The sequence below is a fragment of the Micromonospora sp. CNZ299 genome, from assembly GCF_002754415.1.
The window spans coordinates 2,505,507-2,517,500 of record NZ_PEFG01000001.1 but is presented as its reverse complement, the minus strand read 5'-3'; the positions used below and the strand labels follow the sequence as shown (position 1 = coordinate 2,517,500).

Genomic DNA, 11,994 nt, shown 5'->3' with positions numbered 1-11,994 from the left:
CCCAACCATTTCCCGGCGGGCCCACCGCCCGCTGCGTCACACCGGCAGTTGCTCGCGAATGGAGACGTTGAGCTTCTGGATCAACTCAGGGTCAGCTACCCCGTCGTAAACCCGGACGTCGTCGATCGCGCCGGAGAGGTGCTCCTTGAACCCGTCGTCGATGAACGCTCGGCCGAGCTGCACCCCGCCGGTGGCGGTGAACGGGGAGGCAAGATCGATCGCCTGGCTGAACGAGCCGTTGACGTACAGCGACAGTTCGCGGACGTAGCCGTTGTAGACGAGGGTCAGCTGGTCCCCCTTACCGAAGACCTTCGGCGCCTCACCGGTGTCCTTCGCCAGCCACGCCGGGCCCACCTTGTCGGTATCGGCCATTGCCATCTCCCACCGGCCCGCCAAGTTGCAGCGCACCACTACCGCGCTGCCTCGGGTGCCCTTCTGCGAGAAGACTGTCATCGGCGTACCCGCGCAGTTGCTGGTCAGCTTGACCCGGGCCGCGATCGAGAAGCTGCCCGCAATGTCGGCGTTGAGCGGCGTGCTCGCGTAGCTGTCCGTCGCACCGGTTAGGGCCAGGTGGCCACCGCCGAGAAGGGAGAGAGCCGGGTTGCGGTAGATCGTCGCCAGCGGTCCCAGGGTGACACCCGCGCCACCCTTCTCCTCGGGGCTGACCTTGCTGGTCTCCGTGTTCATCCGCCAGTACGCCTTGCGGTGCGGCGCCGTCTTCTTCAGCCCGGTGACCTCCTCGGGGAGGATCAGCCGGTCGAAGACAGAAACATCTGCCATGCTGCCCCGCCAGTTGTCGACGTGACCGCTCTTGCTCAGCACCCGGCCGAGTTGGAGCGGACCACGCGACTTGGTCAGCGATCGACGCTGAGCGGTCTGCGGCGCCGCGGTCCCAACCTGGAGCGACATCTCCTTCTTGGCGCCATCGAAAATGGCGGTGATGTACGTCCAGTCCGTGCTCGCTGGGCCTGCCTCCACCTGCCAACGGCCTAGTGAGACGACGTCGTTGACCGGCATGCGGAAGTGCCAGACACCGCCTTCGACCCCCAGGACGAATCCGGGCTCACCGGTGCCGTCCTGGCTGACGGCTGTCTGTCGGCGGGCCGGGTCCTCGACCTTGAACCAACCGCTGATGGCGAAGCTCGCTGACGTGTCGGTCAGGACCTGGCGAGCGGTGCTCAGGTGTGCGTTGGCCGTCCCGTCGAAACGGGCGGCCGTGTCGGACGCGCCTCCTGGGCCCTCCACGCCGAAGGTAACGCCGCTGCCCGCTGTCGTGTCGTTGTCACCGAGCCCGTCGGCTGCTCCGTCCTCGCCGGCGACCTCGCCGAGGGACCACTGCGCGGTCGGTGGCCGTTTACCCACGCGGAAGGTGCAGGAGGCGATGTTGCTCGAGCGGCCTGCCCGGTCGACCGCGAGGACGTTGATCGTCCGAGGGCCCTCCTTGTCCGGGTACCAGTTGGCGAGCGTTACGGGGCCGCCGTCGGTGGTTGGGCGCAGCACGTTGGTGTCCGTCGGGTTCACATTGAAGCCGTAGCGGTACGCGACGACGTCCGTCGCCGCGGAGTCGAACGTGAAGCTGCCCGGTACGCCGATGGAGCCGAGCCACTCGTGGCTCTCGATGCAGCCCGGTGCCTCGGGCTTGCCGTTGTCCACCGCGTCCTGGGGCAGGTAGACGGCGGAGTCGACATCGGGGGCACTCGGGCTCGTTATGTCATATCGGAACTGGCAGACGTTAGAAGATCCTTCGCTGCTCCACGGCCCCCAACTGGTGTTGTCGCTGGCCCGAACCTCCCAGGAGATGAAGACGTTCTGCGCGATGTCGCTCGGCACCGTGTACGAGAAGAGTGATCCGCTGGCCTTCAACGGTGTGATGTACGAGCGAGTCTGGGCAGACCCGCCGGTCGGAGTCCAGGTGACCTTGAACTCTGCCTTGATCTGCTCGGTGTGCGCCGAGGAGTGGTCCGGGTCCCGCAGCACCGCGTTCAACCGCGGCGGCACGTCCACGTACGGCGCGCCGGCACCGTAGACGCACTGGCCGCCCGGCGACATGGTGAGCTCACTCTGGTTCGCGATAAGGGGCGCCCGGTTGTAGCGGACGGAGAGCAGTCCGTTGTCGCAGAACCGCTTGCTGTGTGTGTAGTCACCCTCGTTCGTGGCCCGCAGGCCGAGGATCACCGAACCCAGCTTGTTGGCGGCCGCGACCTCCACGGCCCTCTTGGCGTTCCAGCTGGCGTTCTGGTTGGTCGACGTACACGACGACTGAACGCTGCTCGGGGACTTGGTCTCGAGGAGGGTGGAGCCGCTCCAGCCGGATCCACCCGGCTGGTTGCCCCAGTTTGTCGCTGACCCGATCTTGGCCGAGGTCGGCATGAGGTAGAGCGAGGCTGCCCGGGCCGTCGAATTCCAGGCGTGCTGCATCGTCACACGGAACTCGGCGCTCAGGATGGTCTTCCCCGAGTACGGCGTGGCGAGCTGATAGAACAGCCGCTTCACCTTCGAGCTGTTGCACGAGCTGGGGCAGAGGCCGATTCGCTCGTGCCGCTTGCCGTCGAACTTCCAGTACTCCTCGTTGGGGTATCCGCTGTCGACCATCGCCCAGCCGCTGTTGGTGCTGCTCTGCCAGACGGGGTCGATGTACAGCGGGAAGGAGGTCCCCGGATCCGCCAGCATGGCTCGGTCCGGAGTGAGGGAGAGGGTGCCGTTCGAGTAGTCCAGGCCGACCTTTGCCACCTCGGACGTGTCGCCCGGACCCTCCGCGGAGGCAGCCCCAGGATCGGTGGACGTCGAGGTGGTGCGCGAGGAGGCGCCGGATGGGGTACCTTCCCCACTGCTCCCGCTGTCCCACATGGTCGGCGCGTCGGCCTCCAGAACCACGTTGTTGGTAGCCGGGTCGAGAGCCACCACCCCGCCCTCGTCGGTCGGCTCGATGATCAAGCCGTCACCGGTGACCCCGAGCCGAAGGTTCTGCAGCTCCGGAAGCTCCGCCGCCTCCGGCGTCTTGACCACCAGCACGTGCGAGAAGCCCTCGACCGTCACGTTCGCGACCAGGTCGACGTCCGGGAACACGTTCGGATAGAGCGCCTGACTCCCGGCGACCACGGGGGTGGGCAGCGCGCCGTGCGGCCAGGTCATCGTCATGCTCATCTGGTCACGCGTCACCACCATCAACGGCGCGCTACCGCCCTGGGACAGCTGCATCCCGAGCAGCGCCGCAGTGGGACCGTATGCACCATTCGGCTGAACTGTCAGGGTCGAGTCGGCCGGCACCCAGGCATCACCCTGGGTGACCCGGACCGGCTGGGCGTGATCGTTGGCGATCAGCGTGCCGTCGGGCTGCGCGAAGACGTCCCGATACTCCGTCCGCTGCGCCAGCACCTCCACCGGCTGGTTGAGAGCCTTCGCCGCGACGAGCGCCTCAGCCTCGGTGTCCCGGACCGGATCGGTCTCGACAGCGGCCACCGGCGCGGTCGGCGGTGCCGACTCGGGGGCGGCCACGTAGGCGGTGCCGGCCAGCAGGCCGGCGAGGCCCACTGTGAGGCCGAGCGTGAAGAGCCGACCCCGCTTTCTGGTACGACGGATCACCGTCAGGTCCTCCCCCGTTGAACTGCGCCAATTCATGTTCTTCATCAGTTGACCGCCGCCCCGAACGTGCTCACGTTGGCCGGGAAGCCGTTCACGCCGGGCTGCCAGGTCTCGGTGGGCGTCATCGACCCGCCGGCCAGGCTCGACCAGGTGAAGCCGTAGACGGCGTCGGTGCCGTACGGGCTGGCCACCAGCAGCCGCTTCGAGGTGACACCGAGCGAGGTACCGACGATCTCACTCGCCCGGGGGCTGCCCGGAAGGCTCGTTCCGTTTCGCTCGATCTTCACCGGTGCGTTCGTCGAGCCGAGCGCGGGAAGGACCCATACCTGACCGACGTCACTGGTGTTGACGCCACCGTCCTCGGTTGGGGCGTAACTGTCCCTGCCCGGGATGCCCACCGCGATGAACATCGTCGAATTGGTGCCCTCGACCGCAGGGTTGGTGTTCACCACCGCGACCTTCTCGCCGAGGTAGTCGCCGCTGCTCGAGCTCAACTGGCGTCCGTTGTCCAAGACCGAACTCACCTGCGTAAAGGTGTTGGTCGCGGTGACATGGAAGACGTGCGCCGTGCCGGCGTCAGTCGGTCTCGGGAAGGTCGGTCGGACGCCGAGGTCATCCTCACCGGGCGCCCCCACGACCACCAACGAATCCTGGGTGCCCTGGGCCGACCCGACCGGCCGGTACGGCGCGATGGCGATCGACTTACCGAAGTTGTCGTTGGCTTCGGCCCTATCCCGCTCCGGACTCGACACCGCGTCCTGGTTGAGCTCGGCGGCGAGCGTGGGCAGCCCGCTGGTCAGCACGTGACTGAAGACGTTCACCGCTCCGGCGAAGACCTCGGTGCCGATCGCCTCACCCGGCGAACTGACGGCCCAGTGGTACTTGGATGCGGCCACCGCGTACCCGGTGCGGTCGTCGATTTCCGCTGCTCCGGGAAGGCCAGCGCCCTGGCTGAGCGCCACGTTCACGTTGCCCCGGAGGTAGTGGACGATGCCGGTGACGGGGTTGGCGAGTGCTTCGCCGGGCGCACCGATGACCAGGTACGGCTGGCCACTGGCTGTCTGGCTGCCGGCTACCGCGTAGCCGAACCAGTCGAAGGCTTCGGCGGCGTCCGGCACGTTGGTGACGTCCTGGTGGTAGGTCAGGGAGTTCGGGCCCTTGGCCAGCCCCGCCGGTGAGCCGAGCAGGACGAGCACGACGCCAGCGTCCTGCAGGCCGTTGACATCCTGATACGGGACACCCACCGCGAGGTCGGTGCAGCCGTCGTTGTTGGCGTCGTACGAGGAGATCGAGGTGCCGAAGCGGTCACCCGGCTCGGGCGCTCCGGGCACCTTGTCGACGCCCTCCTGCAGGGTCTGCACAGTGGAGCCGCCGCCATAGCTGACGTGCACCTGCCCGGCGCGGATCTGGCTGTTCACCGTGGCCTCGGGGTCGGCGATCGCGACATCGGCGACGCCGTCGCCGTTGAAGTCGCTCTCCGTGCCGGCGGTGCAGCCGGCCACCGGTGCAACTGTGGTGTAGACCTGCATCTCGCAGAACGAGGACCAACTGTCGCTGCCGGTCACGCCGTCAGATGCCTTGACCCGCCAGCGGTAGATGCCGCCGTCGACGAAGGCGCCCGCCGGGATCGTGGTCGCGGCGGTGGCCCCGTTGGCGACGTTGGCGTAGACAGCCGACCCGAGCGGCGTGTCGGCGTTCATCGCCCACCACTCGAAGGCGACCGTCATGGCGGTCGCATCCGCGTCGGAGACGGTGGCCTTGAGCTGCGGCGTCACCGTGTTGACAGTGGGGCGGGCGGAGCCGGTGACACAGCTGGTGGCCGGCACTGTCGCCCTCGCGGTCACCGTCGGGTACGAGTTGTAGGTGACGCTTGCCTTCGGCACTTCGGTAGTGCCGGAGTAGTTGCGGGACCGGAACTGCTTGAACGACGTCGAGTCGGTCTCGTCGGTCGCTCGCAGACCCATGTCCGCGCGGGTGTCGCCCGCGTTGGCCGCCCGCTGGAAGAAGCTGGTGGCAGCCACGCCGACCCAGTTGTCGTCACAGCTGCTGTCGAAGCCGGCCGACGCCGTGGTTACCTTCTCCTGGTGGTTCCAGGCCGGTTGGTTGCTCCACACGATGCCGTCGGAGATCGAGCCTGTGGTCCAGAGTTCCCAGGACCGCCCGGCGCACTGCACCGACCACCAGTTCCACAGCGAGATGGTCGCCGTGTTGATCTGCTTGCCGACCAGGGCGGTGGTGTCCCAGCGGGCGAACGTCCGGGTGATCGGGCCGGTCGGGCCCAGCTTGCCGAGCCGTAGATCTGCCTCTCCGCCACGGTCGACGCTCTCGTTGGCCTGCACGAAGGTGTCGAAGGTGGTGGAGAGCGGGTTGATCTGCGGGTCGATGGTGATCGGGTACTGCCGCTCCGGCGCCTTGAGCCACTTCTGGTCCGGCGTGAGGGTCAGTGCGATGCCACTTCCCGCAGCGGATTTGGCGACCTTCGCCACGGTGGAGGTGACCGGCACCTTGTTGACGGGTGCACCCTGGGCGTCGACCCGCGCGTCCCACATCATCAGGGCCGGGGTCGTCGCGATGGCGCGACCCGTCGCGTCCCTGATGGTGGTGTCGCCGCCCACGCCGCGCTGGGTCTCCGCGACGTTGCGGCCGGTCAGCGGCAGCGTCAGCGTCGCGACCCGGCTCAGGGCAGCGGGGCTCTTGACCACGAACAGGGTTTCGAGGCCGTTCCGGCTCGCCCGTACGACGAGGTCGACGTCGGGCAGGGCGTTCACATAGGTCGCCCGGTCCTCGCGCAGTTGCGGCTCCGGCAACGCTCCAGCCCAGGTGACGGCCACCCGGTCGTCGCCCTTGCCCACGGCTGCCAGCTCGTGGGTGCCGTCCGGCTGCGGGCCGGAGATCGACAGGTCGTAGGGATGCGCCGCGGGACGGACCGTGCCGTCGGCGGCGCGGTGAAGGGTCAGATCGACCGGGACCCAGCCGCCGTCACGGCGGACCCGGGTCGGCCCGAGGGACAGCTCCGCCCGGAACTGCCCGTCGGGCAGGGCGAACACCTCGGTGGTCTCGGAGGTGAGGCTCTTGACCTGCACCGGTTTGCCGGTCTTGCGGGCAGTCCGTACGGACATCGCCTCGTCGGACCTGTTTTCTACGCCACCCGTTACGCCATCAGGCCCGGCGGCGAGATACTCCGCCGGTTCGCCCGATATGCCAGCCAATGCGACCGCCGTCAGCACGGCAACACCTGCCGCAAGGCATGAACGAACGGTGGCAGTCTTTCGACCTGCCACGAACCCTCCCCCGTGTGTTTTCAGATATCGATCGGGACTGTAGGTACAAGCCCGCTCTACGCACAAGTAGCGTCACAAACAGTGAGGAGGAAGCCGACAATCGCCATATTTCGTCGGTGACGATCACGGAGCGGAGTCTTCCCTGCTCAGAGCGGATGCGCCGGGAGCGGTCCAGCGACCCCTGGTCAAGCGCAATGCCGCAGGAATTCGGGCGCTGAAAATTGCCGCCCGGACAGCAGAAATGCCACCCATGGCGGGGTTCGCTCGACAATCGGGTGGCCCTGTTCGACGCACTGTCAAACACGGCACTGCGGCGGCGAAAAGCAGCCCGGCGCCAATCGGCTACGCGCCGAATCGACCGCTGCAACACATTGACAACCGACGGCGCCGGCCATCCCGACCTGCCAAGATGCCCGCAGCCACCGCAGGTCGAGCGCCGGGCATCCCGGCATATCCGCCGCTTCCCGAGAGAACGAGAAGGAGTGCTGGGGCCGAGGCCCATCAACGATCATCATCGTGGCCAGGAGGAGCTACCGCACGTTCTCAGGCGATCGGAGGACATTCCCTTTCCGCGCTGAAGCCTCCGCATCAGCCGCGCTCGATCGACCCCGGTTCCGGGAAGTCGGGGCATCCTCACGACGGGGACACCCCGACTTCACCGAAGCCGAGTCGGTCGAGCCAGGAGCCGGTCAGACCCGGGTGAGGCGTACGGCGTCGGCGACGATGAGGCCGGTCGCGCTGCTCCACCGGCTCACGCCCACCCGGTTGGCGTCGCCGGCCGGCAGCGTGAACGTGCCGAGGGACCGCCACTGCCCACCGGTGGCCCGCTGGTCGACGATGATCGTCCGGTTGCCGGTCGTGGTGGAGACGACGTACGGGGCAGCACTGTTGTAGCCGGAGGTCGCCGGCCACCACGCATCGACGCGGTAGTTGGCCGTCGCCGGGACGTTGAACCTGTACCAGGCGACGTCGCTGGCCGCGACGGGTTCCGCGTAGCGGTAGTCGGCACCGTACCGCTGCCCGGAGTACGTCGACACGCCCCAGCTGGCGCTGGCGGTGAACCGACCGGCGGTGGTGTTGTCCACGATGGAGGACCACGACGGGGGGTTCCCGCCGCCCGACATCTTCGCCGCCACGTCGGCGCGCATGACGTTCAGGTCGATGAAGGATGGGTCGATCTTGCCGCTGGTGCTGGTCTCCCGGTGCCCCCGGGCATAGCTGCTGTCCCGGCCCAGCCGGGTGAGCACGGCGGCGGTGGCGGCGAGCGAGGCGTTGTACTGCGCGGCGGTCATCTCCTGGTTGACGCCGTTGTAGTCGATCTCCCACCCGATCATCAGGGTGTTGCCGTCCCCGGCCGGGATCGGCCCGCTGCCGCCGCTGGTCCCGGCGTGGTTGCAGCGGCCGGCGGAGATGACGTGGAAGACACCGTTGTAGTCGACGAGCGCCTGACACAGCGGCCCGGGCAGGTCGGAGCGACCGTTGATGCAGATGCCGAGCGCCGGGTGCGGGTTGCTGGCGCTGGAGGTCGCGGCGGTGTGGTGCCAGAGCACCCCGATCGGGTCGAAGGAGCCGGGCCGCATCCGGTTGAGCCAGTCGCCCTCGACGACGACCTGGACCCCGGCGGCGCGCAGCACGTCCACGAGCCAGGGAATGGTGGCCATCAGGCGTCCTGGAGCAGGTCGGCGAGGCACTCGGCCTTCGGCGCGGCGCTCGCCGGGGCGGGCCGGACAACGACGGTGGTCAGCGCCGCGGCCACCAGGGCGGGGATGCCGAGCACCCCGCGGCGGCGCAGACGAATGGATGGTGACCGGGCCATGAAGACTCCTCCAGCGACGACGGGTTCGAACGCATCGACGTACGTGATGACGGGCACGGTATACCGTCATGAGCGTCGATGTCGATACCCTTCAAGGACGCGTCACGCTCTGAAGGAAAGCGCCGGTTCAGACCTCGCCGAGGGCGTCGATGTCGCGCATCTCCTCCGCCGTCAGCGAGAAGTGGAAGATGTCGAAGTTCGCGGTGATCCGCTCCGGGGTCACCGACTTCGGGATCACCACGATCTCGTGGTCGATGTGCCAGCGCAGCACCACCTGCGCCGGGGAGACACCGTGCGCGCCGGCGATCCTGGTCAGCACCGGGTCGCTCAGGTCGCTGGTCTTGAACGGGCTGTAGCCCTCCAGCACCACGCCCCGGTCCCGGTGCTCGGCGTGCCGCTGCCGGTCGTACAGCGACGGGCTCCACCGGATCTGGTTGACCGCCGGGTTCTCCTCGGTGGACTGGATCAGCTCGTCGATCTCCGCGGTGCTGTAGTTGCTCACCCCGACCGCCCGGACGAGGTTCTCGTCCCGGGCGGCGAGCAGCTCCCGCCACATCGGGATGCTGTCCGCGGCCGACGACGGCGGCCAGTGGATCAACCAGAGGTCCACCTGGTCGACGCCGAGCGCCTCCAGGCTGGCCTCCAACGTCGCGCGCTCCCGGCCCACCCGGTCCGGCGGGAGCTTGGTGGTGATGAAGACGTCCTCCCGGCGCAGCCCGCTCTCGCGCACCGCCCGGCCGACCTCGCGCTCGTTGCCGTACATGGTGGCGGTGTCGAGGTGCCGGTACCCGGTGTCGAGCGCGGCCAGCACGGCGTCGTAGCCCGCCTGGCCGGTGGCCTGCCAGGTGCCGAAGCCGAGCAGGGGCATCCGCACGTCACCGGGGAGCAGGGCGGTGGGCTGGTCGGTGTGGTCCATGAGGTCCGTTCTACCCCGCCGCGCCCCCGGCCGCCGAGCGAACCGGACACTCCGGCATCCAGCGCGGTGGTCCGGTTTGCCGCAGAATGCGGGTGTGAGTGACCGGCTGGAGGAGTACCGGCGACGACGGGACGCGGCCCGTACGCCGGAGCCGGTGCCGGAGCAGAGCCCCACGGCGGCCGGCACCGACACCGACGCCGGCCGCTTCGTCATCCAGCAGCACCACGCCCGCAGCCTGCACTGGGACCTGCGCCTGGAGCACGAGGGGGTGTTGGCCTCCTGGGCGGTGCCGCGTGGCCTCCCCCGCGACCCGGGCCGCAACCACCTCGCCGTGCACACCGAGGACCATCCGATGGAATACCTCGATTTCTCCGGCGAGATCCCCGCTGGCGAGTACGGCGGAGGCCGGATGTTGATCCACGACCGGGGCACCTACCGGTGCGAGAAGTGGCGCGACGACGAGGTGATCGTGACGCTCGCCGGTGACCGGACCGCCGGTCGCTACGTCCTGTTCGCCACCGGCGGCCGGGACTGGATGGTCCGACGCACCGACGCGGCGCCGCCGGGTTGGACACCGGTGCCCGACCTGGTCCGCCCGATGCACGCCACGCCGGCCGCCAGGCTCCCCCGCGACCGCGCCGCCTGGGGGTACGAGCTGCGCTGGGACGGGGTCCGGGCGATGGCGTACGTCTCCGGCGGGCGGCTGCGGTTGCTCTCCGAAACCGACGAGGACATCACCGGCGGCTATCCGTGGCTGCGGGCGATGGCCGAGGCGCTCGCGCCCACCGAGGCGGTGCTCGATGGTGTGCTGGTGCGCATCGACGGTGCCGGCCGGGTGCGTCCGGTCCGTCAGAGCACGGGCAGCCGGGTTCCCGCCGGCGCGCAGTACCTGATCGTCGACCTGCTCTGGCTGGAGGGCGTCAGCAGCGTCGACGTGCCGTACGCGCAACGCCGGGAGCTGCTCGATGGGCTGGCCCTGGCCGGTGCGCACTGGCAGACTCCGCCGTGGTTCCCCGGCGCGGGCGACGAGGCTCTGCGCGCCGGGCAGGAGCAGGAGCTGCCGGGCGTGGTCGCCAAGCGGCTGGACTCGGTCTACGAGCCGGGGCGGCGCAGTCGACGCTGGCTGAGCGTCGACGCGGTGTGACGGCGAGGAGCGACGTGTACCTGACCCACCTGGACTGCCCGCGCTGCGGCAAGGAGCACGCCGCCGAGGTGTTGCAGAACCTCTGCGATTGCGGTTCCCCGCTGCTCGCCCGCTACGACCTTCCTGCGGTGGCGAAGGCGGTCACCCCGGAACGTTTTCCGCTGCGCCCGGCCGACCTGTGGCGCTACCGGGAGCTGCTGCCGGTCGCCGACCCGCGGCACGTCACGACGCTCGGCGAGGGCTGGACGCCGCTGCTGCGCACCCCGGCGTACGGCGCCGAGATCGGCATCACGGACCTGATGGTCAAGGACGAGGGCTTGATCCCGACCGGCTCGTTCAAGGCGCGCGGGGCGGCGGTCGGGGTGAGCCGGGCCCGTGAGCTGGGCGTCGAGCGGATCGCGATGCCCACCAACGGCAACGCCGGGTCGGCCTGGGCCACGTACGCCGCGCGGGCCGGAATGGGCGCGACCATCGTCATGCCGCTGGACGCGCCGAGCATCTGCCGGCGCGAGTGCGTCGCCGCCGGCGCCGACCTGCGCCTGGTGGACGGGCTGATCAGCGACGCCGGTCGGCGGGTCGCCGAGCTGATCGCCGCGTCCAACGGGTCGATCTTCGACGCCGGCACGCTGCGCGAGCCCTACCGGCTCGAGGGCAAGAAGACGATGGGGTACGAGATCGTCGAGCAGCTCGGCTGGCAGGCGCCGGACGTGATCATCTACCCGACGGGCGGCGGTGTCGGCCTGATCGGCATCCACAAGGCGCTGCACGAGCTGCGCGAGCTGGGCTGGATCGGCGACAAGCTGCCCCGGCTGGTGGCGGTGCAGTCGACCGGCTGCGCGCCGATCGTGCGGGCGTTCGCGGCCGGTGAGGATCGGGCGCAGCCGTGGGTGGACGCGCACACTGTGGCGTTCGGCATCACCGTGCCGACGCCGTTGGGTGACGAGCTGATCCTGGCGGCGCTGCGGGAGTCTTCCGGCACGGCCGTCGCCGTCGACGACGCGGAGATCCTGGCCGACCTTCGGGACTTCGCCGCTCGTGAGGGGCTGCTGCTCTGCCCGGAGGGCGCGGCCTGTCTGACCGCGGCCCGGCACCTGCGCGCCGGCGGGTGGATCCGGGCCGGCGAACGGGTGGTGGTGCTCAACACCGGTGCCGGGTTGAAGTATCCGGACACCGTCGACGTGTCCGGCGTACCCCTGATGGGTTGAACGCGCGGGCACCCCGCGGACCTGGTGGTCCGCGGGGTGCCGACGTGTCG

General features: G+C 69.3%; 7 protein-coding genes. 2 read left to right on the top strand and 5 right to left on the bottom strand.

The genetic code is table 11. The features are described 5' to 3' along the window. Positions 1-36 precede the first annotated feature (36 nt). The 5 genes from CLT68_RS12095 to CLT68_RS12075 form a co-directional block, all read right to left on the bottom strand. A complete protein-coding gene (locus tag CLT68_RS12095; RefSeq protein ID WP_486482147.1) occupies positions 37-3,582 on the bottom strand; it encodes a LamG domain-containing protein in 3,546 nt (1,181 codons plus the stop codon). A 44-nt stretch (positions 3,583-3,626) separates the two neighbouring features. Next, complete coding sequence (locus tag CLT68_RS12090; RefSeq protein WP_199177033.1) at positions 3,627-6,701, bottom strand: FG-GAP repeat protein; 3,075 nt, start codon at positions 6,699-6,701, stop codon at positions 3,627-3,629. Positions 6,702-7,552: 851 nt separating this feature from the next. Continuing rightward, entirely contained in the window at positions 7,553-8,524 is a 972-nt protein-coding gene (locus CLT68_RS12085) for a golvesin C-terminal-like domain-containing protein (protein ID WP_099850905.1), read from the bottom strand. Further along, positions 8,524-8,679 carry a hypothetical protein gene (locus CLT68_RS33140; RefSeq protein WP_185755206.1) on the bottom strand — a complete coding sequence of 52 codons (156 nt, stop codon included), beginning with the start codon at positions 8,677-8,679 and terminating at the stop codon, positions 8,524-8,526. The genes CLT68_RS12085 and CLT68_RS33140 overlap by 1 nt, the downstream gene beginning before the upstream one ends. A gap of 127 nt (positions 8,680-8,806) precedes the next feature. Beyond that, positions 8,807-9,595 (bottom strand): aldo/keto reductase family protein, encoded by a 789-nt coding sequence (locus CLT68_RS12075; RefSeq protein ID WP_099850901.1) that lies wholly within the window; start codon positions 9,593-9,595, stop codon positions 8,807-8,809. A gap of 94 nt (positions 9,596-9,689) precedes the next feature. On the opposite strand from CLT68_RS12075, the gene CLT68_RS12070 reads away from it, so the two are divergent. Together CLT68_RS12070 and CLT68_RS12065 are read left to right on the top strand one after the other, a co-directional pair. Next, positions 9,690-10,739: a DNA polymerase ligase N-terminal domain-containing protein gene (locus CLT68_RS12070; protein WP_099850899.1), complete on the top strand. Its 1,050-nt coding sequence runs from the start codon at positions 9,690-9,692 to the stop codon at positions 10,737-10,739. Positions 10,740-10,753: 14 nt separating this feature from the next. Beyond that, entirely contained in the window at positions 10,754-11,944 is a 1,191-nt protein-coding gene (locus CLT68_RS12065; RefSeq protein WP_099850897.1) for a threonine synthase, read from the top strand. The last annotated feature ends 50 nt before the right edge of the window (positions 11,945-11,994 follow it).